Origin of the sequence: Micromonospora jinlongensis, assembly GCF_013410645.1 — a bacterium.
GTDB classification, from domain to species: domain Bacteria; phylum Actinomycetota; class Actinomycetes; order Mycobacteriales; family Micromonosporaceae; genus Micromonospora; species Micromonospora zamorensis.
Genome location: NZ_JACCHK010000001.1, coordinates 670,894 through 696,370 on the forward strand (window position 1 = coordinate 670,894; position 25,477 = coordinate 696,370).

The window sequence follows — 25,477 nt, forward strand, 5'->3', positions numbered from 1 at the left end:
GCCGGCGAAGCGAGGAACCACATGACGGAAGTCAAGCTCGATCACCCCGGTGGGCAGCTGTCGATGCCGGTACATCCCGCGGTCGAGGGCCCCGCCGGTATCGGGGTGAGCAAGTTGCTGAAGGAAACCGGGATGACCACGTACGACCCCGGTTTCGTCAACACCGCCGCTGCCTCATCCGCGATCACCTACATCGACGGCGACGCGGGGATCCTGCGTTACCGGGGATACCCGATCGAGCAGCTGGCCGAGAAGTCCTCCTTCCTGGAGGTCTCGTACCTGCTCATCTACGGTGAGCTGCCGAGCGAGCAGCAGCTGACCGAGTTCACCGAGTGGATTCGGCGGCACTCGCTGCTGCACGAGGAGATGCGCCGCTTCTTCGACGGCTTCCCCCGGGACGCCCACCCGATGGCGGTGCTGTCCTCCGCGGTGAGCGCGCTGTCCACCTTCTACCAGGACAGCCTGGACCCGTTCGACTCCGAGCACGTGGAGATCTCGACGGTCCGGCTCATGGCGAAGGTGCCCACCATCGCCTCGTACGCGTACAAGAAGTCCATCGGGCAGCCGCTGCTCTACCCGGACAACTCGCTCGGGTACGTCGACAACCTGCTGCGGATGACGTTCGGCGTGCCGGCGGAGCCGTACGAGGTCGACCCGGTGATGTCGAAGGTGCTGGACATGCTCTTCGTCCTGCACGCCGACCACGAGCAGAACTGCTCCACCTCGACCGTCCGCCTGGTCGGCTCCAGCAACGCCAACCTGTTCGCCTCGGTCTCCGCTGGCGTGAACGCGCTGTTCGGCCCGCTGCACGGCGGCGCCAACCAGGCGGTGCTGGAGATGCTCCAGCAGATCCACGCCGGCGGTGACGACGTCCGGTCCTTCGTCCGCAAGGTCAAGGACAAGGAGGACGGCGTCAAGCTGATGGGCTTCGGCCACCGGGTCTACAAGAACTACGACCCGCGGGCGGCGATCGTCAAGAAGGCCGCGCAGGACGTGCTGGGCCGGATGGCCAAGCCCGACCCGCTGCTGGACATCGCCATGGAGCTGGAGGAGATCGCGCTCGCCGACGACTTCTTCGTCTCCCGGCGGCTCTACCCGAACGTGGACTTCTACACCGGCCTGATCTACAAGGCCATGGGCTTCCCGACCAAGATGTTCACGGTGCTCTTCGCGCTCGGCCGGCTCCCTGGCTGGATCGCCCAGTGGCGCGAGATGATCAGCGACCCGGAGACGAAGATCGGCCGTCCGCGGCAGGTCTACGTCGGCTCCGCCGAGCGGGACTACGTCCCCTTCGCCGACCGCTGACGTCCGTCTTCCCCGCTTTTCCGCAACACCGGCAGGCCGTCGACCGATCCAGGTCGACGGCCTGCCGCATTTCCGCGGGGCCTGGCCTTCCGGTCTCCGCAGGTCGGGCCTTCCGGTCTTCCGCGGGTCTGGCCCTCCGGTCTTGCCGGCTGGCCTTCCGGTCTTCGCCGGCTGGCGCTTGATCGACTCGGTTTTCGTGAAGTCGGGGTGTCCGGGTGTGGTTGATGGCCCGATTTCCTGGAAGGCGAGTCGATCACGTCGGGGGATGCCCCGACTTTCAGGAAGGCGGGTCGATCACGCGCCGGCTCCGCCGACCGGATGGCCCGACTTGCTGAAAGGCGAGTCGATCACGCTCCGGCACGCTGGTTGGCGGGCCTGGGCGGGCCTGGGCGGGCCTGGGCGGGCGGCGAGGATGGCGGGGCGTCAGAAGGACGATGGCGGGGCGTCAGAAGGCCGAAATGTTCTGGGCTCGCTCGCTACGGCTCAGGGCGCTGATCAGCGCGGACTGACCACGGCGGCGTACGGCAAGCCGCACCAGCAGGTCACGTACGGGGGCGAAGACCTCCGCTGGGAACTCCGGCGTGGGTACGCCGATGCTCACCGCCAGGTCGTCGGAGTGGACCACGATCTCCAGTTGGCGGGTGAGGAGGAACTCGCTGCGCCGCAGGGCCCAGCCCTGCCACGGGATGGGTACGACGTCCCGGGCGGCGCCGCGCGAGAGCAGGTCGCCGACCTCCGCCAGCGCGCGTCAGCGCAGCGGGCGTGCAGCTCCGCCGGCCCCCGTGCCGCTTCGGCCTCGTCGGAACCGGAGGCGACCGACGCCTCGTCCGGAGGACCCTCGGTGACCCAGGCCGCCCGCTCGTAGTGGTTGTCGGCCGACTCCAGGGTGGGCAGGTCGGTCGGCATCGGCAGCAGCTCCGCCGCCCGTACCGCCTGACGCCCCAGGTGGCAGGCAAGGCCTCCCACGGACAGGTGCGGCAGCGCGCTCGGGCGTGACCACTGCTCGGTCACCTCCGCGCGTCGGATCAGGTCCAGAGCGATCGAGGCGGCAACCGGAAAGCTGGCATCCAGTGCGTCGACAGAACGAGACATCCGCACATCCTGGCAGGCGCAGCCGGTCCGCGCCGGACAGCGTGGCACTGACTGACCCGGCCGCTCCGTGCACCGGGACCCGGCGTGATCGACTCGGGTTTCAGGAAGTCGGGGGGTCCTCAGCACCGGGACACCCCGACTTCAAGAAAACCGAGTCGATCAAGGAAAAGCGGCGTGCGTCGTGCGTCGTGCGGCGTGGCGTTCGGCTCAGCGCAGGCCCGCCGCGGCGAGCAGGTTGCCTTCGGGGAGCGCCGGGAGGGCGCGGCCCTGGGACATGCGCTGCTCCGCGCGCTCGGCGGTGAACGTGGCGTCCGAGGTGATGGCGGCGGCGTAGCTGGCGGCGGTGCGCTGGGCGATGGCCGACCAGCCGTACTGGTCGTGGACCATCCGGCGGGCGCGTCGGGCCATGACGCGGGCGCGGTCGGAGTCGGACAGCAGGGCGTCCACGGCGTCGGTGAGCCCGTCCGTGTCGTGCGGACGGAAGGTCATGCCGGTGACGCCCGGCTCGACGATCTCGGCGAGGCCACCGGTGGCGGCGACCGCGAGGGGGGCGCCGGCTGCGGCGCCTTCCAGGGCGACCATGCCGAACGGCTCGTAGATGCTCGGCACGGCGAAGCAGTCGGACGCGGCCATCAGGGCCGGCAGGTCGGTGCCGCCGAGGAAGCCCGGCATGCTGACCATGCCGCCGAGGCCGCGGCGGTGCACCTCGGCCTCCAGTTCGGCGCGGTACGGGCCGTCGCCGGCGATGACGGCGCGCAGCCCGGGGTGGCGGTCCCGCAGTCGGGGCAGCGCGGCGATCAGGTGCTGCACACCCTTCTCGTAGACGAGGCGGCCGGCGAAGGTGACCAGCGGGCCGTCTCCGGCGAAGCGGGCGCGGGCGGCGGCGACCGCGCGGGCGGGCACCCGCCAGCGGTGCGGCTCGACGCCGTTGGCGACCACGTCGACCCGCGCGGCCGGTACGCCGAAGAGCGCGTTCACCTCGTCGCGCATGTAGCCGGAGCAGACGATGACCCGGCCGGACTCACTGGTGAGCCACTGCTCGACGCCGTGGATGGTGCGGTTCATCTCTTCCGGGAGCCAGCCCTGGTGCCGACCGGCCTCGGTGGCGTGGATCGTGCTGACCAGCGGGATGTCCAGGTGGTCGCGCAACGTCATCGCGGTGTGGGCGACGAGCCAGTCGTGGGCGTGGATGACGTCGTACGAGCCGGCCTGGGTGGCGCGCAGGGCGGTGCGGGTGAGGGTGTGGTTGAAGGCCATGGTCCAGGCCAGCAGCGAGCCGGTGGCGAGGGGGAAGGTCACCGGGTCTTCCGGGGCGCGCAGGATGCGCACGCCGTCGGCGTACTCCTCCAGGGGTGCGCCCTCGCTGTGGCGGGTGACGACGGTGACCTCGTGGCCGGCGGCGGCCAACGCCACCGACAACGCGTGCACGTGTCGGCCGAGGCCGCCGACGAGCACCGGCGGGTACTCCCAGGACAGCATGAGGATGCGGCGGGTCTGCGGGGGCACTCCGGGGCCGGCCTGCGTCGGCACGGGCGTGCCGGGCTGCACACCAAGACCGGGAAGCTGGGGCCGGGAGGTCACGGTGGGCCGGTGGGTCCGGTCCTTGGTGGCAGCGAGCTGCTCGTCGACCCGCAGGGTCGTCACATCAATCTCCGTCCATGCATGGTGGTACGCGCCGGCATCAGTGGCGGCGGAGTGAGTGTGGAAGGGGTGGCCGAGGGCCTGGCGGGCGCGCGCGGACGCTCGCCCCGAACAAGGAAAGTCCATCCGGCCCAAGAACGCATCTCTAAATGGGTCATCGTGACGGAGGACACCTGAGGGTTTAACACGCATCAGACAGGTGGTTTCCGGGCACCGCCTGAAAGGATGGATTGGTGCGCCCGGGCCGGGGGCACTACCTGCGTGCGCGCGGGGCAGCGTCGGCCGGTGCGCACATCACCATGGGTTGAAGGAGCGACATGCAGGTCTGGCCGGGCGAGCGATACCCCCTGGGCGCAACCTACGACGGGATGGGCACCAACTTCGCCATCTTCTCCGAGGTGGCCGAGCGGATCGAGCTGTGCCTTTTCGACGAGTGGGACACCGGCGCGGAGCGCCGCGTCGAGCTGCGCGAGGTGGACGCCTACGTGTGGCACGCGTACCTGCCGGGCATCGAGCCGGGCCAGCGCTACGGCTACCGGGTGCACGGCCCGTACGACCCGGCGAACGGGCTGCGCTGCAACCCGCACAAGCTGCTGCTCGACCCGTACGCCAAGGCCATTGACGGTGACGTCCAGTGGGACCCGGCGGTCTACGACTACGACATGGCGGAGCCGGAGCGGATGAACGAGGCCGACTCGGCGCCGTTCATGCCGAAGTCGGTGGTGGTCAACCCGTACTTCGACTGGGGCAACGACAAGCCGCCGCGCACCCCTTACCACCACTCGGTGATCTACGAGGCGCACGTACGCGGGCTGACGATGCGCCACCCGGACATCCCGGAGGAGCTGCGCGGCACGTACGCGGGCATCGCCTCCCCGCCGATGATCGACTATCTGACCCGGCTCGGGGTGACGGCGATCGAGCTGATGCCGGTGCACCAGTTCGTCCATGACCACCGCCTGAACGACCTGGGTCTGCGCAACTACTGGGGTTACAACACCATCGGCTTCTTCGCCCCGCACCACGGCTACTCGGCACTGGGCCGGCTCGGTCAGCAGGTGCAGGAGTTCCGGGGGATGGTCAAGGCGCTGCACGCGGCCGGCATCGAGGTCATCCTCGACGTGGTCTACAACCACACCGCCGAGGGCAACCACCTCGGGCCGACGTTGAGCTTCAAGGGTGTGGACGCTCCGAGCTACTACCGGCTCAGCGAGGAGGACCGCCGCTACTTCGTCGACTACACGGGCACCGGCAACAGCCTCAACGTCCGCAGCCCGCACTCGCTGCAACTGATCATGGATTCGCTGCGGTACTGGGTGACCGAGATGCACGTCGACGGCTTCCGCTTCGACCTGGCCGCCACCCTGGCCCGCGAGTTCTACGAGGTCGATCGGCTGTCCACCTTCTTCGAGGTGGTGCAGCAGGACCCGGTGGTCAGCCAGGTGAAGCTGATCGCCGAACCGTGGGACGTCGGCCCCGGCGGCTACCAGGTGGGCAACTTCCCGCCGTTGTGGACGGAGTGGAACGGAAAATACCGTGACACGGTCCGCGACTTCTGGCGCGGTGAGCCGGCGACCCTCGCCGAGTTCGCGTCGCGGATCTCCGGTTCGGCCGACCTCTACCAGGACGACGGGCGCCGCCCGTTCCACAGCATCAACTTCGTCACCGTGCACGACGGCTTCACGCTGAATGACCTGGTGTCGTACAACGACAAGCACAACGAGGCCAACGGCGAGGAGAACCGGGACGGCGAGAGCCACAACCGGTCCTGGAACTGTGGGGTCGAGGGCGACACCGACGACGAGGCGGTGCTCGCGCTGCGGGCCAAGCAGCGGCGCAACTTCCTGGCCACGCTGATGCTGTCGCAGGGCGTGCCGATGATCGGTCACGGCGACGAGCTGGGTCGCACCCAGCACGGCAACAACAACGTCTACTGCCAGGACAGCGAGCTGGCCTGGGTCGACTGGGACAACGTCGACGAGCACCTGTTGGAGTTCGTCCAGACGTTGACCGCGTTCCGCAAACGGCACCAGGTGTTCCGCCGCCGCCGGTTCTTCACCGGCCTGCCGGTGGGTGGGCGCGGCAGCGACGAGCCGCTGCCGGACCTGGCCTGGCACACCCCGGACGGGCGGGAGATGACCGGCGAGGACTGGGGCAACGACTTCGGCCGCTCGGTGGCGCTGTTCGTCAACGGTGAGGGCATCCGGGAGCGCGGCCAGTACGGCCAGAAACACCACGACGCCTCGTTCCTGCTCTGCTTCAACGCCCACGACGCGCCGCTGGACTTCACCATGCCCGGCAGCGAGTACGGCCAGAAGTGGGAACGGGTGATCAGCACGGCCGAACCCGAGCCGGGCGACGCCACGGTGATCAGCGCGGGCGGCACCATCCGGGTGCCGGACCGGTCCCTCGTCGTGCTGGAGAGGACGATCTGACATGCCGGCCACCCCTCCCAAGGCCACCTACCGCGTCCAGGTCCGCCCCGGCTTCGACCTGGACGCCACCGGCGCCATCCTCGACTACCTCGCCGACCTCGGCGTCAGCCACCTCTACACCGCCCCGCTGCTGACCGCCACCCCCGGCTCCCAGCACGGCTACGACGTGGTCGACCACCGGGAGGTCAACCCGGAGGTGGGCGGCGAGGCCGGTCGGCAGCGGCTCCTGCGCGCGTTGCGCGACAAGCAACTCGGGCTGGTCGTCGACATCGTGCCCAACCACGCCGGGGTCGCCGTCCCCGCGGCCAACCCCGCCTGGTGGGACGTGCTGCGCCGGGGGCGCGACTCGTCGTACGCCGACTGGTTCGACATCGACTGGGACCGGGGCCGACTGCTGCTGCCGGTGCTGGCCGACGACCCGGCCGCCCTGGACGACCTCAAGGTGGTCGACAACGAGCTGCGCTACCACGAGCACCGTTTCCCGATCGCCGACGGCACCGGCGACGGCAGCGCGGGGGAGGTGCACGACCGGCAGCACTACGAGCTGGTCTCCTGGCGTCGGGGTGACGCCGAGCTGACGTACCGCCGATTTTTCGCCATCGCGGGCCTGGCGGGTCTGCGCGTGGAGGACCCGGCGGTGTTCGCCGCCACCCACGAGCTGATCCTGCGGTGGGCCGCCGCCGGGGAGGTCGACGGCATCCGCGTCGACCACCCGGACGGCCTGCGCGACCCGGCCGGCTACCTGGCCCGGCTGCGGGCCGCCGCGCCGCAGGCCTGGCTCGTGGTGGAGAAAATCCTGGAGTACGGCGAGGAGCTGCCGGACTGGCCGGTGGACGGCACGACCGGCTACGACGCCCTGGCAGCGGTCGGCGGGCTCTTCATCGACACCGACGCCGAGGGCGACTTCACCGCCCTGGACACCCGCCTGACCGGGCAGCACACCTCCTGGGAGGACCTGACCCACGCCACCAAACTGGCCGCCGCCACCCGGCTGCTCGCCGCCGAGCTGACCCGGCTGGCCGCCCTCGCCCCCGAGGTGCCCACCGAGCAGGCCCGCGCGGCGCTCGCCGAGCTGGCCGCCGCGTTCCCGGTCTACCGCGGCTACCCGCCGCACGGCGCCCGGCACCTCGCCGCCGCCCGCTCCGAGGCCGGCCGCCGCCGCCCCGACCTGGCCACCGCCCTGGACGCCGTCACCCGCCGGCTGCGCGACCCCGACGACGAGCTGGGCCAGCGGTTCCCGCAGCTCACCGGCGCGGTGATGGCGAAGGGCGTGGAGGACACCGCGTTCTACCGGTGGAGCCGGTTCGTGGCGCTCAACGAGGTCGGCGACAGTCCCGCCCACTTCGGGGTGCCGCCGGCGGAGTTCCACCGCTTCGCCGCCGCCCGCCAGGTCCGCTGGCCCGCCAGCATGACCACCCTCTCCACCCATGACACCAAACGCGGCGAGGACGTCCGCGCCCGCCTCGCCGTGCTCAGCGAGCTGCCGGGCCGCTGGGCCGAGCAGGTCAAGGCCTGGATGGAGTACGCCCCGCTGCCCGACCCGTCGTTCGCCCACCTGCTCTGGCAGACCGCCGTCGGCGCCTGGCCCATCGAGCGGGAGCGACTGCACGCGTACGTCGAGAAGGCCGCCCGGGAGGCCGGGGCCTCGACCAGTTGGGCGGACCCCGACCCGGCGTTCGAGCAGGCCCTGCATGCCGTGGTCGACCTGATGTACGACGACCCGAGCCTGCACGACGAGCTGACCGAACTCGCCGCGGCGATCACCCCGGCCGGCTGGTGCAACTCCCTCGGGCAGAAGCTCGTGCAACTCACCATGCCCGGCGTGCCGGACACCTACCAGGGCACCGAGCTGTGGGACAACTCCCTCGTCGACCCGGACAACCGCCGCCCGGTCGACTTCGACGTACGCCGAGAGCTGCTGGCACGGATCGACGGCGGCTGGCGTCCCCCGATCGACACCGACGGCGCGGCGAAGCTGCTCGTCGTGTCGCGGACCCTGCGGTTGCGGCGGGCGCACCCGGAGCTGTTCACCGGCTACCGGCCGGTGCCGGCGCACGGGCCGGTGGGCCGGCACGTGGTGGCGTTCGACCGGGGCGGCGTGATCGCCGTGGCGACCCGGCTCCCGCTGGGCCTGGCCCGCGCCGGCGGCTGGTGTGACACCGCCCTGTCGCTTCCCGTTAACGAGGTTAAGGACCTGTTCACCGGGCGGGTCTACAGTGGCGGGGAGACGCCGCTGGACACTCTTCTGGCCGATTACCCCGTCGCTCTGCTGGCTCCTCCCACCGCTGCCGAGGAGGCCGTTTCATGACCGAGTTCTCCGTCTGGGCCCCGGACGCCAGCCGGGTGCGGCTGCGCCTGGCCGGCGACGCCGACCACGAGATGCGCGCCGCCGCCGACGGCTGGTGGCGGGTCGAGGTGCCCGACGCCGGCCTCGACTACTCCTTTCTGCTGAACGACGACGAAACCGCGCTGCCCGACCCCCGGTCGCCGTGGCAGCCTGCGGGAGTGCACGGGCCGAGCCGACGCTACGACCACGCGGCCTTCGCGTGGTCCGACAGCTCGTGGACCGGCCGGCAACTGCCCGGCAGCATCCTCTACGAGCTGCACATCGGCACCTTCACCCCGGACGGCACCTTCGACGCGGCCATCGAGCGCCTCGACCACCTGGTTTCGCTGGGTGTCGACCTGATCGAGCCGCTCCCGGTCAACGCCTTCAACGGCGAACACAACTGGGGGTACGACGGCGTCTGCTGGTATGCCCCGCACGAGCCCTACGGCGGCCCCGACGGCCTCAAACGGTTCGTCGACGCCGCCCACGCTCGCGGGTTGGGGGTGATCCTCGACGTCGTCTACAACCATTTCGGGCCCTCCGGGGCCTACGCGCCGCAGTTCGGGCCCTACCTCGCCGAGCAGAGCAACAGTTGGGGCCGCTCGGTCAACCTGGACGGCCCGCACTCCGACGAGGTACGCCGCTACATCATCGACAGCGTGCTCATGTGGCTGCGCGACTACCACGTCGACGGGCTGCGGTTGGACGCCGTGCACGCGCTGCCCGACACCCGGGCTGTTCCTCTGCTCGAAGAGCTGGCGATTGAGGTCGAGGCTCTGTCGACGCACCTGGGGCGGCCGTTGTCGCTGATCGCCGAGTCCGACCTCAACGACCCGCGGCTCATCACGCCTCGGGAGGCGGGTGGGTTCGGGCTGCACGCCCAGTGGAACGACGACGCTCACCACGCGCTGCACACGTTGCTGACGGGGGAGCGGCAGGGGTACTACGGGGACTTCGGCTCCCTGGAGACGCTGTCGGACGTGCTGACCGGTGGCTTCTTCCACGCGGGGACCTGGTCCAGCTTCCGCAACCGGCACCATGGGCGGCCTGTCGATCCTCGGGTGCCGGGGCACCGGTTCGTGGCCTATTTGCAGAACCATGACCAGATCGGGAACCGGGCTACCGGGGATCGGATCTCGGCTACGCTGTCGCCTTCACTTCTGCGCGTCGGGGCTACGTTGCTGCTGACCGCGCCGTTCACTCCGATGCTGTTCATGGGGGAGGAGTGGGCTGCCTCTACGCCTTGGCAGTTCTTCACGTCGCACCCGGAGCCGGAGTTGGCGTCTGCGGTGCGGACCGGGCGGCGGCGGGAGTTCGCGTCGCACGGGTGGCCGGAGGGGGACGTGCCTGACCCGCAGGACCCGCAGACGTTCGTGCGGTCGCGGTTGGACTGGGCGGAGCTGGACAAGCCCGAGCATGCTTCGATGCTGTCGTTTTATCAGCGGTTGATTGGGCTGCGTCGGTCCTTGCCGGACCTGTCTGATCCTCGGATGCACGCGGTATCGGTGCAGCACGGGGACCAGTTTTTGGTGATGCGGCGGGGGGACACCTTGGTGGTGGCGAACCTGGCGGGGCGGGGGCAGGGGGTGTCGTTGCCGGGGGTGGCGCGGCGGGTGCTGCTGGCTACGGGGGAGGGGGTCACGGTGATGCGGGACCGGATCGAGCTGCCGGCGGAGACTGCGGCGATCGTGGCCCTGTGACGGGGTAGTAAGGTGTTCGGATCACTCGCACCGCCGTGCAAATTGCCGCGAGCGCCTACAAAAGAAGCGAATCGTCCCGAGGTCAATGTTCAGGCATCATTCCTCAGGCCGCATTGGCCGACGCTGTCGGATGGTCGGCAGCCTTCAGGACAGCTCGGGGGTCAAACGCCCTTGAGGCTGTCGTTCGACGAGGATAAGCGTGGGCCGGAACGTGGGGCAGCGGCCCCTTGCTTGCTGGTGAAGCTGGGTCCTCTGCGCTTGGTCCACGGCTTGATTAGTTGGCGACCTCGACGACGTCGGTATAGCTGGCCATCGCGAAGCATTATCGGTAGCAAGGTGCAGCTCGCCGGAAATTCAGAAATCTGACGGCGACCGGCACAGTTACCTATCGACGTCCTTGAAAACAGGATGAAACCATCAAGGCCAATCACCAAGAGCACGCATCAGGTGGGAAAAGTCAACCACCTTCGTGCTGTTCTCGCAACTGAGCGGGTTGCTGGCGGTTCCGCAACTACGAAAACGCCAACTGGGGTGGTTCACCTGGTGTTTTGTCATCGGATTGTGTCTACGCTCTGGCGTGTGCCTTGGTAGGGCAGGATTCGGCGACCCGCCCCAGAAGTAATGTCGATTGCAGAAATTTAGCAGCGTCGATCCGATTGGGATAGTTAAGCCCGCGTTCGTATCTGCCAGTCCGCCGCAGCTTCGGATGCGAATTGGGGATCAGACTTATTGGCAAGGGCGAGTATGGCGAGCACATCCCGCACTCGGAGACGCCGAAGCTTGGGCCTCGGAAGCATTCGCAAAAGCCGAAGAGCCCCCACGGCCGCTCCTGCGCTTTGCGAAATCCGTACTGCCCGGATTAGGCGAGCAATCTTCCAGACTTCACCACGGGTTATCCGCCAAGCGGCCCCAGAATTTTCTAGAATGTCTTGGAGTCCTACTCGCGAGTCGGTTGGGGCGATTATGCCCAACTCCGCCAAGGCGACGGCAAGATTGAAATTTTCAATGCTGATTCGCTGCTGTGCGAGGGGTTCAACTATTTCGGTCGCGCACGGCAGGACAATGCGGGCTAGCTCGGCCATTTCGTCGCCATCGACGGCGCCGTGGTAGTGCCACTCGGCCAGCGCATCAATCAACGCTCGCGCGGATTCCCCCTTGGAGGGACTTGGACTGCAGGCAGTCAGAAGTTGCGTCGCAGTGAGAAGCAGCTCCCACCTCGGGGGGGCTGGGAGCAGGCGTAGCTGTCTAAACGTCAGATAAAGATAGGGAGAGCGGATCTGCGGCCCCAGTGAATCCGCATGGTCAAGGCAGCGCTGGACGAGCTGGTTGGCATCGCCCGCTATGACGTAAGAATTGTCGGCGCTGTGCCAGTCATCAGGGCCACTAATGGCGAGTCCCATCAATGCGGCAGCAGGAGTTTTAGGGTAGTCAGCCCGGTTGGCTAGAATAACCGGCTGATCCATGATGCGCAAGTGGAAAGTGGCTTCCGCGAGTCCGATCTGGAGCGGATTTCCGGTGAGATTGTTAGCCCGATCCAATTCGTCAACGTAAGAACCACTTTCGGACGTTAGGTCGACTTTGAGTGAAACACCGGTTGCCGCATGTAGTTCAGGCACAGCTATTACTTCAGTAAGTGAGGTCCATGCGCTGGGGTCAAGGCAGGCGTGCCACAGCGTGGTCAGCCGTTGCCACTCGCTAAATGGTTCAGAACTGTAAGGAAAAAGGTCGATAAAACTTGCCTCGCCTCGATACGTGATAAGCAACAGTAGCACTAGATTCGCGCTTCGGGTGGCGAGCCGCGCGGTTAAATCAAGTTCACGCGGTCGATATTCAGCGAATCTACCAACGTCGTATGACTGCAGGCTCGCCGCTAGTGCCTCAACCAACAGTATGCGGACGTTGCTTCGAGCAACCTGATCTATCTCCGCGAGGAGGCTCCTTACGAACGACACGACAGGTCGCCTCATTGACAGCACTTGGTAGGAAAGTAGTGCTGTGAGGAGCTCGTCGTCGGCACGAGTAACTCCAATCGGCAAGACCCGACGTTGGTGGCTGTGGGTCGCCTCCATCGCTAGCAAGGTCTGAGTGGTTAGCCTCGCAACCAAATATTCACCGAAGGTCGCGTGCACAAACTCATAGGCCCGCATTGACCCCTCGCCCACCCTTTGGTAGGTGGATTCGGAGGCGTGTACAAAGTAGAAACGACCTATCAGCAGCTGGCCGGGAGTAAGCTTTTGACGGTCGGAGGGCCTGCTCCGGGCGTTGTTATCGTGTGTCACTGCGGATAAGTCACTGTCAAGTTCGCGTTCAGTGACAACCTGGCTGTCCCGATTGAACATCGCAAAAGCGGCAACTGATAGTTGCAATAATTCTTGAGCGACCATGTCGTCTATCTGACTACCTGACGCTGCCGGATTGAGCTTTTGTACCTCTCGCCGCCCGAAGGAGTTGAGTAGGCGGTCGTAGAGCTCGGCGTCACCGAGTCTTTCGTGTTCCTTCTGTAAGGCATTACCGTCGGCGTCGTATAGAGCGAGCATCAGCAGCATCAGAGGCTGGCAGGCTAAATGGCGGTGCCGAAGGACCGCCTTGGGAGCTAATGAGTCGATCATCTCGGTGTTGAAATACCGCACGTTGTTGCTGTTCCAGATCTCCACCCATGTCCGAATGCGTCGGTCATCGAACGGTTCTAAGTGAACTACTGTTGCGCCACGTGGAATTCGTACTTGGTGAGCCACGGTCGTGCGGCTCGTCACTAGTACGATTAGTGGAAATCCCCGGTCGGCTTCAGTCCGTTGGAACTCCGAAACCTGCTCCAGGTAGTCACTCCGGCTCGCCTGACTGCTCTGGATTAGTTCGTCTAAACCGTCAAGAAGGACTACTGGGACAGCCCCATCCGTGACGTCGGCCAAATCGGCCCACTCCACTGTCCGGTGGAGGGCTAGCGCTAGTGCCTCGGAAATCTGTCGGTGCACAGAGGCGTCAGCTGCGACCCGCCGTAGGTCAACTCTGACAGTTGGATAGCTGAGTTCGGCCAGTCGTGCGGCGAGCACGCGGACCATGACCGATTTTCCTGCGCCCGGGTGACCAAGTAGCAGTATCGGCTGTTCGGTTGCAGCGGGCTCGGCAAGGCAGGCGGCGAGAAACCCTTGGATCTCTTCATGTTGAGGGATGGAACCCCACCAATGGTCATCATGCACTACATGTTTTTCTGGGTCGTAAGTGACTGCCCGGAAGGCGTGGTTAACGTATGCCTCTCCTAGGTTGGGAATTACGAGCCCGGCCGGGGAGCCGTGTGAGCCAGGCGGCAGAATTGGCCTAGAAAGCATCGCGCGATATCCATTAGCCAATTCCGTCCATCGCTGTCGGCTTAGTAACTGTGACGAAACAGCTGGCAGGGCCTCGATAATTCCTGCAAGCCCTTTGTCTAGTTCATTCAGTCGTTGTGCGACGTGGCCGAGTTCGCCGAAAGTTGCCGTATGTTCATTAATCAAGGTCCAGCAGAGAAATTCTTGGCTTATTCCTGCAAGTTGAAGGACGTAGCCGTCATATTGTTCCATTGCCTTGGCTGGGAGTTTGTAATTGATGAATTCGTCTAGCACTATTTGGTTGTTTGCGGATTGCAGCTCGAATGACGGATGCCTCATCAGCATCTGTAGAACTTCTCGCGTGGGCGTAGTGAAAAAATCACGTAGAGCAGTGCGAAATTCTTCTCGCGAAAGTCCCGGTGTTGGTGCAGGGGGCGGTTCTTGTAGGAGATGCCGAATGATCTCGTTCCCGGTGGCTGGCGGAAGGGTGCGAAAAATCGAATGCCATTGTTGGTCTGGGGTTAGTATTTCCTCTTCGAGCCATGTTCCGGCAGCCAGCGTGTCAAAGTATGCGGAGACCAGAAGAATAGTGTGAGAGGCGGTCATGACTTCGCCGCGGGGGCGGCCGCTGGCGCCGCTTAATTTATCCAAATATGCAATTCGCAGCCGCTCTAACCACTTAACAAGGTCATTTTTGGGATCGAATAGGCCGATGGTAAGACCACCGGTGGCCGGGGCCGCAGCTGCTAGTCCGGCCGACAGTATTCCGTCGATCCATTTGATTAATTTGCTATCACCCACACCAATAATTCGAACGGCATCAGGGAAGCTCATTAGCCTCGGCATCGATCGTCCTTCGATATAGGCTTAACTATGGTCGACATTATGCGGTGAAGAGTTGAAGAGGGGTCGTTTCTGTCGGAATCTTGTCGAGACTCTTGTAGGCGGATCGGTGGTGCCTGGCCCGGATGCGGTGGCGTCGGCGGCAAAGAGCTTCTTCTCGACGTGGCGGGTTGCAGCCAGGGTCACGCTCTTCCGTTATGTTCCCGCCGCTTGATGCCCGGTAGCGCGCCTCTGGCTTAGCTGGCAGGACACTGAACTACGTTCTACCTGGTGCGATGCCGTCTGCGGGCTTAGCAGCGACGAGCGGTAGGGTGCTGATTGGTGTGACGCGTCCGGCGGGCAGCCGCACATGGCCGCTCAGCGTCACTACTTCGATGCTCTGCGGTGTACCGTGCGGGGGTGGAGGCTTAGCACCGCAATCGACTCCTTTACCTGGGGGTGGTGTAGATATGGTGATGAAGCCGGACACCATCGGTGCCAGGATTCGATACTGGCGGATGCGCCGTGGTGGCATGACTCAGGCCGTGCTCGCCGGACTCGCTGGTGTCACTCAGTCGTACGTGTCGCAGGTCGAGTCGGGTCGCAAGACCATTGACCGTCGTTCCACTCTGGTGGCTCTCGCTGCTGCACTCCAGGTCACGGTGGCCGACCTGCTCGGCCAAGGCACTGAGTCCGGTGACCCCGCCCGCGAGAGTGCCGCTGAGTGCGTGCCGGCGATCTGGTCGGCCCTGATCGAGATCGAGGATGGCGAGCGCCGCCCGTCGACCTACACAATGGATCGCCTGGCGGCCGAGATCGCGCGCGCCGAGCAGCTTCGTACCTCGTGTAACTACCCGACGATGGCGCGCATGTTGCCCAGTCTCCTGTTTGAAGCCGCTGCCATTGGCGGCACCGTGCTCGTCCAGGCCGCCTACCAAGCCGCGACCTGCCTGCGAAACCTCGGCTACCGCCACCTGGCCCTCAACGCCGCCCGGCTCGCTGGAGCGGTCGCCGAAGACGCCGAGGACCCGGCATGGATCGCAGCCTCCCGCTTCTCCTATGCGCAAAGCCTCCCGATTGAGTCCGCACCGGTCGCGGCCCGTGCCGCCGACCGGTCACTAACCGAGCTGCAAGCTGACGCCACCGACGAGCGGGTACGACAGATGCTCGGACAGCTCCATCTCTCGGCCGCGTTGACATCAACAGTCAGCGGTCGCTTGGACGTAGCTCGCGATCACCTCGCAGAGGCGGCCCGGGAGGCGGCGACCCTCGGGGATCCGGTCGACGGCGCGGGCTTCAACGGCTGTGGGTTCGGACCAACCAACGTCGGGCTGTGGCAGATGCCCATCGCCGCCGAGCAGGGCGAATCCGGCCGGGTCATTGAGCTGTCTCGGACGGTCCGGCCGCAGGTGCTCGCAGCCTCGATCCGCCAGCAGTCCTACTGGCTCGACCTCGGTCGCGCCATGGCGGACGGCGGTCGCCGTGACGTCGAGGCGCTTCCCGCATTCGTACAGGCCGAGCGGGCCGCCCCGATTCCGTTCGCCGTTAACCCCCTCGCACGGGATGCCGTGGTGACCCTGGCCCAGCGCGCCCAGCGCCGCGCCATCCCCGACGAGCTGCGCCTGCTCGCCGGCCGCATCGGCATCAACCTGGCCGCATAACTGCCAGTAATCGCGACATCACCAATCCGCCCTACTGTCCGGTTTGGGACGTGAGCACGTCCTGATGGTCCAGCACGGCAACGGTCGATCCTGAGCTGCTGGGTCTCCACCGGAGGAGGCGGGGATGAGCAGTCAGGACGACAACGCTCCAGAGAACAAGGGTGAGGCGGCCGAGCGGGAGGCTGCCAAACAGCGCCTTCTAGCCCAGGCCGAGGCGGAGCGCGTACCCGTTGAGGACACGACCCGCGCGGTCCCGGACCGGCGGTGGCGGCGTGACCAGCGATGACATCCCCATCGGCCGCCGGGTGGCGAGCTGGCGGGTGCGGCGGTCGATGACGCAGCAGATGCTTGCCGACCGGTTGCGCAGGTCGAAGAGCTGGGTGGACAAGATCGAGCGGGGCGCCCGCGCCCTGGACCGGTACTCGGTGATCCAGGAACTGGCCCACGTCCTGCGGGTCGACCCGGAGGTGCTGCTCGGCCAGCAGCGGCCGACGCCCGCCGGCCCTCCGGACGGGGTGGACGACATCCGGGCCGCGCTCGCCCGCTACGACATCCCGCAGGCCCCGGCCCAGACGACGGAGGAAGTCAGGAGGCAGGTCGGGTACGCCTGGTTGACCTACCAGCACGCGCACTACGGGCAGTTGGTGCGGGTGTTGCCGGGTCTGCTCGACGCCGCTCAGGGCGCGCGGTCGACGGAGGTGCTGGTGCAGGCGTACCGGATCACCTCGTTGCTGCTGGTGAAGCTCGGCGAGGCCGACCTCGCCTGGCTCGCCGCCGACCGGGCGATGGCCGCCGCCGGCGACAACCCGATCCTGGCGGCAACGGCGGCCATCTCGGTTGCCCAGGCGCTGCGCGCGTCACACCGCGACCGCCTGGCCCTGGCCGCGACCCTCACGGCCGCGAACCGCATCCTCCCGCCCACCCCCGACCCGACCCCGTCCCGCTTCGGTGATCATGAGGTTGACGGGCCGGATGGAGATTAAACCACCCGCCAACCTCATGATCACGGGGGCGAGGGCCGGGGGTGGTGGGCGGGGGAGCGGGCTGTGGGCGGGACGCTGCTGGTGCAGGCCGCACTGGCCGCCGCTGGCTGCGGCTACGCCCGCCGCGCTGAGGAGTTGACCGACCGGGCCGCGGGCGTCGCCACCAACCTTCGGGGGTACGACGACACGCACCGCACCAGCTTCGGGCCGATCGCCGTCGACCTGGCGCGGGTGGTGTCAGCGGCGCAGCGGGGTGACGCCGATGAGGCGCTGCGCAGGCACCTGTCGTTGGTTCGGCGGGAGGCGTGGCGGCGGTTGCCGGCCGAGTATCGGGGCGCATACCTGGTTGATGTCGCGCGGGCGTACCTCCAGGTGGGTGACCTGCGCGGCGCCGCACGCGCCCTTGTGGACGCCGACAGTGTCGCGCCTGCTGAGGTTCGGTGCCGGCCGTCGGCGCGTACCGTCATCGCCGAGATCGCCCGCGCGAACCCGGCGCCGGCGGGGGTGGCGCGACTGGCGACGCTGGTCGGCCTCACCCGCTGACCGGCTGCCTCACGCGGAGGACCTGGGGGTGTCCGCTGTTCAGGTTTGGGTGACCAGGCCCGGTCCGCCGCAGGTTCTCTTCCGCCCCCAAGCCGTCGAGGTCCAGGTGCCGCCCTGAATCGGTGAGCAGCCAGAAGATCCGCTAGGCGTAGACGTTCCGCACGGCGTCGACGAAGGCCTGCCCGCGCGTCGACGGCGGGCCGTCCTTCGTCGGGAACAGCTCCATCCGCAGATCGAGGGTCAGTTCGAGTTGGACACCGGCACCGTCGGCATTCTTGTTGACGAAGTTGTCGACCGACGTGCCGGCGACCTCGCCAGGTGCGGGCTGAACCACGGTGAAGCCGGCGGCGCGCAGGGCGGTCGCCAGCGCGGCACCCGTGTTGACGTCCCGTCCGCCTACGTAGGCGACCTTGTTCGGTAGGGAGGTGCCGTGAACGGCCAGTGCGTGCCGGCGCTCAGCGATCAGGATCAGGCACTCCTCGACGTCCCAATTGGTGCTGGTGACGTGCAGCCGTGGGTGGTTCTGTCCACTCGGCAACTTGCCCTTGAACTGACACTGGGAGTGGTCGCTGCCGGCGATCGCACCCGCGATCTCGCTCGTGCGTGACTCGATCGCGCCACCGTGCGGGGCCACGACGATCAGCGGTGACCCGGTGATCGCCCAGGTGAGGTCATACGCGACGCCCGCCTGTTCGACCTTGCGCAGCGCGGTCATCGACGGGTACTCCGCCACGTCGGGCACCGGTTCGGCCGCGGGCTGCGCTGGCGCGTGACCCACCCGGGCAACGCCGTACCCAGCGAGCAGTGCCAGCGGAACGGCGAGGGCACTGAGCATCCACCGTGGCGAACGGTTCATCTGGCTCTCCTGTCGACGCTGAAGGGCAACGCCGTAGTCTCAGCGAGAATCTTCTTCAGCGCCAGTAATCGCCACGTCTCGCCTTGTCGGCGGCGGGCCCTTGCCGTCGCGGTGGCCGTGCCGCGCGAACCCGGCGCCGGCCGGGGTGGCGCGACTGGCGACGCTGGTCGGCCTCACCCGCTGACTGGCCGGCTGCTCCGGCCCAGGACGACGGCGCGGGGCTACGCCGGGGCGTGACGATGAGCGGTCCTGACCCCGATGCCCGCATCGCGGTCGAGCAGGACCGCAGCCCGGCTCCTGCTCGACCGGCGACGGCAGCAGCTTCGCCGCCCGGGCCACCTCGCCGCCTACTGTGGGCTCGCCCCGGTGATCCCACGACCTGCCGCCGACGCAGCCACCGGTGCGGGCCTCGGCGGGTCAATCCCGCCGCGGACTCACAGAATCGTTGTCAGCACACCTCCATCGACGCGTACCGCCGATCCGTTGATTGCGGACGCGGCGGGACTGGCGAGGAAGGTCACGGTGTTCGCGATCTCACTCGGTTCGATGAAGCGTCCCAGCAGGGAGGTCTGGTTGGCGCCGATGATCGCCACTTTCAGGTCGTCCTCCAGCAGGGATTGGGCATCGGCCAGCGACTTGACCGTTTCGGCGACGCCGGCGGAATATGTGGGGCCGCCCAGCACCGAGTTAACGGTTACCGCAGTGCCCTTCGTAAGCTTGGCCAGGCCGTTACCCAGTGCGAGCATCGCCGTCTTGGACGTGCCGTAGTGAAGCATGTCGGCGGGGATGTTGACGCCCGACTCGCTGCTCACGAACACGATCCGGCCCCACCCCCGATCGAGCATTGCCGGCATGAGGTGCCGCGCAAGCCGGACCCCGCTGAGCACGTTCACCTCGAAGTAGAGCCGCCACTCCTCGTCGGAAATGAGGTCGAAAGGTTTGAGCTCGAAGAGCCCGACGTTGTTGATGAGGATGTCAACGCTGGGCAGCTCGTCGCACAGCCTGTCGACGTCATCGACAACGGAGAAGTCGGCTTGAATGCCAGTGACGGATACGCCGGGCGCCTCCCGACGCAACACGTCGACCGCCTCGGCCAGCTTTGCCGGGTCACGGCCGTTGAGGACCACGTTCACACCCTCGCCGGCCAGGGCCTTCGCGATTGCGTAACCGATGCCTTGACTGGATCCGCTGATGAATGCGGTCTTGCCGCTGAGCTGCAGGTCCACGTGCTGTTCTCCTAGTGAGTGGTCGCCGACCGGTGCGCCTGCCGCAAGTCGGCAGGCGCTCCTCTCGACCTTGCCGCAGACCAATGAGCATCTGATGAGCACCGCGTGAGTGGCTGACGCTGGTGGGGTCGGACCGTTGGTTACCTGCTGCCACGGCCGATTGATCTCACTGCGAGGAAAGTCCCCCTCGGGGTTCCTGGGTCTTTCGTATCGGTCTGCGGTGATGACCCAGCCACAACCGGGCGCTGCGCATGGCGGCCGCGGATACCGCCCTGCACATTGTGGGTCGGAGCCGTTGTGAACGACGCCGGTTTGACCGGATCGATCATCTGCTCGTCCGCCATCGCCCAGGAACACCTCGTCGCTGCTGGTGAAGGACCGACCGGGCCGCGGGGGTCGTCGCAATCGCGCGGGCGTACCTCCAGGTGGGTGACCTGCGCGGCGCCGCACGGGCCCTGGTGGACGCGGACAGCGTCGCGCCGGCCGAGGTTCGGTGCCGGCCTTTGGCGCGTACGGTGATCGCCGAGATCGCCCGCGCTCAGCCGGCACCGGCCGGCGTGGCGCGACTGGCGACGCTGGTCGGCCTCACCCGCTGACCGGTCGGACCACCAGAGGTGTCAGGCAGGCCGCAGGCAGAAAGGGTGTCCGGCGGGGCTGGCGTAGACACGGCTGCCCTGGTGGGTGGCGAGATCGGCGTCGTCCGTGGGACGCAGCCGACGTGCGCCGGCTTCGAGCGCCGCTCTGTCCGCTGAGGCGAGGTCGTCGGTGGCCAGGTCCACGTGCAACTGCTGGGCGCCGTCCTGGGGCCAGGCCGGCGGAACGTGTCCCGGAGCTCGCTGGATCACGACTGCGGGGAACCCGTCGACGCGCAGGAAGTGATGGTTCTCGGTTTTCGTGATCGAGCCGCCGAGCAACCGGTGCCAGAACGTGCTCTCGGAGTCCACGTCGGCCGCGTCGATGATGATGGCGGCAAGGTTGATGGTCATGTCAGACCACCGGGATGATTCCGCCGTCGACGCGGAACTCCGCGCCGGTGATCCACTTCGCACGCCGGGACGCGAGGAAGGCGATCATCTCGGCCACGTCCTCCGGATCGCCGGGCCGACCCATCGGAACGTTCAGGTGCTCCACGATCTGTTGCTTGAGTTCTTCGAGGCCGATGCCCTGCTGGTCGGCGATGTGAGTCAGGTGCTCGACGGCGCCGGAGGTGGCCACGAAGCCCGGCAGGACGCACACCACACGTACCCCGTGCGGGCCCACCTCGGTGGCCAGTTCGCGGCTGTAGACATTCAGTGCCGCCTTCGCCGCCGCGTAGGACGCCTCGGTGCGCTGCGGCAGCCGGCTGGCGATCGAGGAGACGTGCACGACGACGCCGGAACCTCGTTCGACCATGCCGGGGACCAGCGCCCGGTCGAGTCGGACGGCGCTGAGCAGGTTCATCTCCAGGTCCGAATACCAGGACGCGTCGGAGCGTTGCAGGGTCGGCGCGGGTGCGCTCGCACCAGCCGCGTTGTTGACCAGCACGTCCACCCCGCCGACGCGGTCGATGATCAGCCGGCCGAGTTCGGCCACCCCGTCCTCGGTCGCGAGATCGGCGGGGAAGTGGGTGGCCGGCAGGTCCTCCGGGGGCGTACCCCGCGAGGCGGTCAGGACCGTTGCCCCGGCGGCGGCGAAACGGCGGACGGTCGCCTCGCCCAGGCCACGGCTGCCGCCGGTGACCAGCACGCGAAGGCCGCTGAGGCCGTCTTCCGAGTAGGTCATGTGTGTACCTCTGCAGTAAGGTGAACCGGACTCCGGAAAACTAGCATAAGCGGAGTCGGACTCACCTTGCGGAGGATCTGTTGCCAACATCACGGCCGCTGCGCGCCGACGCGCGCCGCAACCGCGAGGCGCTGCTGACCACGGCCCGGGGAATGTTCCTCGGCGGCGAGGCCGACACCGGCGTGGAGGAGATCGCGCGACAGGCGGGAGTTTCGGTGGGGACGCTCTACCGCCACTTCGCCACGCGGGAAGCCCTCATCGAGGCGGTCTACCGCCAAGAGGTCGACGAACTGTGCGCCGCCCCCGCGGAACTCCTCGGCCAGCACACCCCGGACGAAGCCCTGCGTCGTTTCCTGTTGCTGCTCGTCGACCACGCCGCCATCGGCAAGGGCATGGCCGAGGCGTTGGAGAGCATCATGGCCACGGACTCCCCAGTCTTCGACGACGCCCGCACCCGGATGGCGCAGTCACTCGATGAGTTGCTCGCCGCGGGAGCGGCAGCGGCGAGCATCCGCGACGACGTCACCGGGCGCACACTGCTGCGCGCGATGGGCGGCATCTGCGAGATGCGTGCCACCGACGGGTGGCAGGAGGAGGCCCGGCAGATCACCGCGATCCTCTTCGACGGCCTGAGCCACGGCACGCGGAAATTGCGTGCATCGTCGAACGCCACATAGTCGCTGCCCGCGATGTCGCCCGGGCCCCCGGCACGCGCGATCCTGGTGAGCTTCGCGCTGGCCGGCGGGACTGTCTCGTAGGCCGGTGCCTCAGTACGGCAGGTCGATGCCCTGGCTGCGGGCGAACTCGCGGTGGGCGGCGACGACGGTGTCGATGAAGTAGGCGGCCATCTCGTCGGCGCGCAGCACCCGGGTCGTCTCGACCTTGAAGTTCTCGTCGCAGTAGTGCTCGGCTGAGCTGACGCCCGGCTGCGCCACGAGCGCGTCCCGGAGGAAGTCCACGGGCTCGTCCCCGGGGTCGACGATGAACTTCACTCCGTCGCCGAAGCTCAACTCCCAGTGCAGCCCGTCGTCGGTGCCGACCCAGAGTTGCCGGCAGAGCGCGCCGCGGCTCTGAGCGAAAGCCTCCCGCATCGCGCTGTCGTCCGAGCAGATCGCCGGCATGACACTCGGGGCGCGGCCGATGGCCGCGGCGACCGGGGGAAAGCCGGCGAGTCGGTCGACCCGGTAGAAGAAGTAGCCCGGGGTGTGGGTGGGGTCCTCGGACTCGACGCCCGGCACCGCGTACGCGGGTGGTTCAGAGGTCATGGGTTCGTGGTCCTTCGTGGTGAACGCGTCGGGGGCCGGGCTGGCGGCCCGGCCCCCGACGGAACCCGGCTAGTCCAGCGGGAAGTGGATGGTGAAGGGGATGTTGTTCTTCTTCAGACAATCGAGCACCAGATCTGATGGGCCGAGTGAGTTATACCCACCGTGTGGCATGAAGTGCCACTGGGCTCCCTTGATCCTGGTGTTTCGGAACTGCGGGTTGATCTTGTTGTCCTCCAGGATCTTGTCCTGGTTGGCCGGGTCGGAGTACCACTTGTCCTCATCGCACTGAATGAGGTTGTGGCGGTCATGTTCGGTCGGGACGCCGGTCTTGACCTCGTGGATGACCCAGCCTTCGGGGGTGTGCTCGCCATAGTCGGCCGACCGGCCGCTGGGCTCGAACTGCCCTGGCACGCCGGCCTGCCTCAGCCAGAGCTGGGGCTGGCCGCGAGTTCTGTCCTGACGGTATCCCATGATTTCGTCGACGAAGATGTTCTGACCGTCGTTACGGCCCGTGGCCCATCGGACGTTGGGTCCGGGGACGTGCAGATTCTGTCCGTTGCTGCCCACCGCCTTGAGCGCGAAGTGAATCTTCTGGAGGTCGGTGCGCTCACCACTGAGCAGCCGATTGAAATTGCTCTTGCTGACTCTGCCGGCAGCGGCTGCTGCCAGACCCTCCGGTTCGACGAGGGCTGCCCAGACCTCCGGCATGATGAGCTCGTAGGTGAGCTCCTTGACGGTGTCGGGGATCTTGTCGTACTTGGCGATGAACCGCGCCGCCGGCGTGAGGCGGTGGGTGTATTTGAGGACGAACTTCGAGACCTTGGCGGGGATGGCGACCGCGTCACCGACGTAGGGGACGACGCCGAGGATGCTGAGACCCGCGCTGACCCACTCGCCGTGGATGAGCGCGGCGATCGTGTCGCGGATGTCGGCGAGCCCGCCGAGGATCCAGCCGACGACCGGGATGACGCTCAGCCCACCGCCGCACAGGTTGCCGGCGAGCCACGCCATCGAGTCCTTCTCGGCGAAGTCACCGGCGAACATGCCGAGCAGGAAGTCGGAAACGTACGTCCACTTGCTGATCTGCTCGTCGACTCGGCCAGGGTCGAGGCCCTGGGAGTCGGCGTTGGCGACCTCGTAGTCGTCGCGTAGACCATCCCCGTCGGTGTCCTGGACACGCGGGTTGATCGAGAGGTCGTCCTCGGTGAAGTCCGAGAGCCCGTCGCCGTCGGTGTCGACGTTGTTGGGATCGGTGAGACCGTCCTCCTCCACGAGGTCCGGCAGGCCGTCGCCGTCGGTGTCGGTGTCCGTCGGGTTGGAAACGATCGGCGGGACGTCGCCGGGCGTCGGCGGAGCGCGTGGCTGGTCGGCGACCAGCGGATTGCTACCCTGAGCCACCTCGGCGCCGTCGGTGGCGCCGTCGCCGTCGGTGTCCGGGTCGGTGGGCGAGGTGCCGATCCGCTGCTCGTCGAGGTTGGTGAGCCCGTCACCGTCGACGTCCTCCGCACCGTCGGCGACCGCGTCCTGATCGGTGTCGACCGCGTTGGGTCGGGTCCAGCCGGCCAACTCGGTGATCTCGAACTTGTCGGTCAACCCGTCACCGTCGGAGTCGACCAACAGCGGGCTGGACCCGAACCGCAGCTCCACCACATCGACGACCCCGTCGCCATCGTGGTCACCGCCGTAGGTGATGCCCAGCCGGGTCAACACGCGGAAGCCGTCGGCCCAGGCCTTGGACGCGTGGACCGTCGCCGGCTCCGGGTTGGCCTTGACCAGCATCGTGTCGGCCTTGGCCAGGCTGGCCTTGGCCGCATCCAGATCCGCGAACGCCTCAGTCAGCCCCGCTGGGGCGGGCGCGGGTGGTGGACTGGCCCGGAACGGCCCGATCGTCGCCTCGGCATCCTGGATCGCGGCGTCCGCCAGCAGGCGCAACCCGAACAGGGTCTCCACCAGCGCAACCACATGTGCCTGCTCGGCCTCGCCGTTGGGCGGGCTGGCACCGGAGAGCCGACTCTTGAGGAACGACTCCAGATGTTGGAGGTTGTCGAACGCCGTCGCACCGTCGGTGGCGCTCTTGAGTCGGGCGCCGTCGAAATACCGGCTCTCGACGTCCGCCAGGACCGGGGCGATCCGGCTGTGCCCCAAACCGCCGTCCACGTACGGCCGCAGCGCCTGGAGGGACTCGGTGATGTAGACCTTGGCGTCGCGGGTGTACTCGGCGGTGGGGATCTTGGCGACCTCCACCTCCCACAGGCGTTTCTCTCCTGCCGACGCGGGGGCGGCGGCGAGCGCCACCGGTGCGACGACCAGTGCCGCCACCACAGCGGCAAGTCTTGAGCGCAATCGTCTTCTGTGCCTCACCGACACCTCCGTCTATGCGTTCCGAACAAATGTTTCGCAACGATATCTATCGGCGTCACTATTTTGCGCCCCGCCGGAATTAGTCGCTTTTGCAGGGACGGCTATCTATAAGGTGGGTTAAAGCGACATTGAATCTGGTCGCCCGCCGCAGGTTCGGTGTCGGCTGTTGGCACGTACGGCGATCGCCGGCGC

The 25,477-nt window shown here is 67.2% G+C and carries 20 protein-coding genes; 10 read left to right on the forward strand and 10 right to left on the reverse strand.

Annotated features, from left to right (window positions below):
- Positions 1–21: 21 nt before the first annotated feature.
- Positions 22–1,305: a citrate synthase gene (locus HNR22_RS02460; RefSeq protein WP_179778835.1), complete on the forward strand. Its 1,284-nt coding sequence runs from the start codon at positions 22–24 to the stop codon at positions 1,303–1,305.
- A gap of 445 nt (positions 1,306–1,750) precedes the next feature.
- Here HNR22_RS02460 and HNR22_RS02465 read toward each other — a convergent pair whose 3' ends face one another.
- The 3 genes from HNR22_RS02465 to HNR22_RS02475 form a co-directional block, all read right to left on the reverse strand.
- Positions 1,751–1,930, reverse strand: coding sequence for a hypothetical protein (locus HNR22_RS02465; RefSeq protein ID WP_179778837.1), 180 nt, complete (start codon positions 1,928–1,930; stop codon positions 1,751–1,753).
- Complete coding sequence (locus HNR22_RS02470; RefSeq protein WP_179778839.1) at positions 1,903–2,397, reverse strand: maleylpyruvate isomerase N-terminal domain-containing protein; 495 nt, start codon at positions 2,395–2,397, stop codon at positions 1,903–1,905. The genes HNR22_RS02465 and HNR22_RS02470 overlap by 28 nt, the downstream gene beginning before the upstream one ends.
- A 207-nt stretch (positions 2,398–2,604) precedes the next feature.
- Entirely contained in the window at positions 2,605–4,041 is a 1,437-nt protein-coding gene (locus tag HNR22_RS02475; protein ID WP_179778840.1) for a glycosyltransferase, read from the reverse strand.
- Positions 4,042–4,355: 314 nt separating this feature from the next.
- Between HNR22_RS02475 and glgX the strand changes: the two genes are divergently transcribed.
- The 3 genes from glgX to treZ are packed head-to-tail and all read left to right on the forward strand — an operon-like array spanning position 4,356 to position 10,502.
- Positions 4,356–6,473, forward strand: coding sequence for a glycogen debranching protein GlgX (glgX, locus tag HNR22_RS02480; RefSeq protein WP_179778842.1), 2,118 nt, complete (start codon positions 4,356–4,358; stop codon positions 6,471–6,473).
- Between the two features lies 1 nt (position 6,474).
- Entirely contained in the window at positions 6,475–8,781 is a 2,307-nt protein-coding gene (gene treY / locus HNR22_RS02485) for a malto-oligosyltrehalose synthase (protein WP_179778844.1), read from the forward strand.
- Positions 8,778–10,502, forward strand: coding sequence for a malto-oligosyltrehalose trehalohydrolase (gene treZ, locus HNR22_RS02490; protein ID WP_179778845.1), 1,725 nt, complete (start codon positions 8,778–8,780; stop codon positions 10,500–10,502). The genes treY and treZ overlap by 4 nt, the downstream gene beginning before the upstream one ends.
- 665 nt (positions 10,503–11,167) lie before the next feature.
- Here the strand turns inward: treZ and HNR22_RS02495 are convergent.
- The gene (locus HNR22_RS02495; RefSeq protein ID WP_179778847.1) at positions 11,168–14,653 is read right to left on the reverse strand and encodes an NACHT domain-containing protein; all 3,486 of its coding nucleotides are present in this window, start codon (positions 14,651–14,653) and stop codon (positions 11,168–11,170) included.
- Between the two features lie 452 nt (positions 14,654–15,105).
- On the opposite strand from HNR22_RS02495, the gene HNR22_RS02500 reads away from it, so the two are divergent.
- The 4 genes from HNR22_RS02500 to HNR22_RS31150 all read left to right on the forward strand — a co-directional run bounded on the left by HNR22_RS02500 (position 15,106) and on the right by HNR22_RS31150 (position 17,816).
- Positions 15,106–16,290, forward strand: coding sequence for a helix-turn-helix domain-containing protein (locus tag HNR22_RS02500; protein ID WP_179783366.1), 1,185 nt, complete (start codon positions 15,106–15,108; stop codon positions 16,288–16,290).
- 124 nt (positions 16,291–16,414) lie between these two features.
- On the forward strand, positions 16,415–16,576 hold the full coding sequence (locus tag HNR22_RS02505; protein WP_179778848.1) for a hypothetical protein: 162 nt from the start codon (positions 16,415–16,417) through the stop codon (positions 16,574–16,576).
- On the forward strand, positions 16,563–17,273 hold the full coding sequence (locus HNR22_RS31145; RefSeq protein ID WP_343059649.1) for a helix-turn-helix domain-containing protein: 711 nt from the start codon (positions 16,563–16,565) through the stop codon (positions 17,271–17,273). The genes HNR22_RS02505 and HNR22_RS31145 overlap by 14 nt, the downstream gene beginning before the upstream one ends.
- A 63-nt stretch (positions 17,274–17,336) precedes the next feature.
- Positions 17,337–17,816: a hypothetical protein gene (locus HNR22_RS31150; protein WP_246380629.1), complete on the forward strand. Its 480-nt coding sequence runs from the start codon at positions 17,337–17,339 to the stop codon at positions 17,814–17,816.
- Between the two features lie 142 nt (positions 17,817–17,958).
- Here HNR22_RS31150 and HNR22_RS02515 read toward each other — a convergent pair whose 3' ends face one another.
- Both HNR22_RS02515 and HNR22_RS02520 read right to left on the reverse strand, forming a co-directional pair.
- Entirely contained in the window at positions 17,959–18,672 is a 714-nt protein-coding gene (locus HNR22_RS02515; protein ID WP_179778850.1) for a poly-gamma-glutamate hydrolase family protein, read from the reverse strand.
- Positions 18,673–19,106: 434 nt separating this feature from the next.
- Positions 19,107–19,898: an SDR family NAD(P)-dependent oxidoreductase gene (locus HNR22_RS02520; RefSeq protein ID WP_179778851.1), complete on the reverse strand. Its 792-nt coding sequence runs from the start codon at positions 19,896–19,898 to the stop codon at positions 19,107–19,109.
- Positions 19,899–20,323: 425 nt separating this feature from the next.
- On the opposite strand from HNR22_RS02520, the gene HNR22_RS02525 reads away from it, so the two are divergent.
- Complete coding sequence (locus tag HNR22_RS02525) at positions 20,324–20,494, forward strand: hypothetical protein (RefSeq protein WP_179778853.1); 171 nt, start codon at positions 20,324–20,326, stop codon at positions 20,492–20,494.
- A gap of 21 nt (positions 20,495–20,515) precedes the next feature.
- On the opposite strand, the gene HNR22_RS02530 is transcribed toward HNR22_RS02525, so the two are convergent.
- Positions 20,516–20,884 carry a VOC family protein gene (locus tag HNR22_RS02530; protein ID WP_179778855.1) on the reverse strand — a complete coding sequence of 123 codons (369 nt, stop codon included), beginning with the start codon at positions 20,882–20,884 and terminating at the stop codon, positions 20,516–20,518.
- Between the two features lies 1 nt (position 20,885).
- Positions 20,886–21,659, reverse strand: coding sequence for an oxidoreductase (locus tag HNR22_RS02535; protein ID WP_179778856.1), 774 nt, complete (start codon positions 21,657–21,659; stop codon positions 20,886–20,888).
- An 80-nt stretch (positions 21,660–21,739) separates the two neighbouring features.
- Here HNR22_RS02535 and HNR22_RS02540 point away from each other — a divergent pair, with 80 nt between their 5' ends.
- A complete protein-coding gene (locus tag HNR22_RS02540) occupies positions 21,740–22,336 on the forward strand; it encodes a TetR/AcrR family transcriptional regulator (RefSeq protein WP_246380630.1) in 597 nt (198 codons plus the stop codon).
- 90 nt (positions 22,337–22,426) lie between these two features.
- Here HNR22_RS02540 and HNR22_RS02545 read toward each other — a convergent pair whose 3' ends face one another.
- Together HNR22_RS02545 and HNR22_RS02550 are read right to left on the reverse strand one after the other, a co-directional pair.
- Positions 22,427–22,924: a hypothetical protein gene (locus tag HNR22_RS02545; protein WP_179778858.1), complete on the reverse strand. Its 498-nt coding sequence runs from the start codon at positions 22,922–22,924 to the stop codon at positions 22,427–22,429.
- Between the two features lie 69 nt (positions 22,925–22,993).
- On the reverse strand, positions 22,994–25,285 hold the full coding sequence (locus tag HNR22_RS02550; protein ID WP_179778860.1) for a hypothetical protein: 2,292 nt from the start codon (positions 25,283–25,285) through the stop codon (positions 22,994–22,996).
- Between the last annotated feature and the right edge of the window lie 192 nt (positions 25,286–25,477).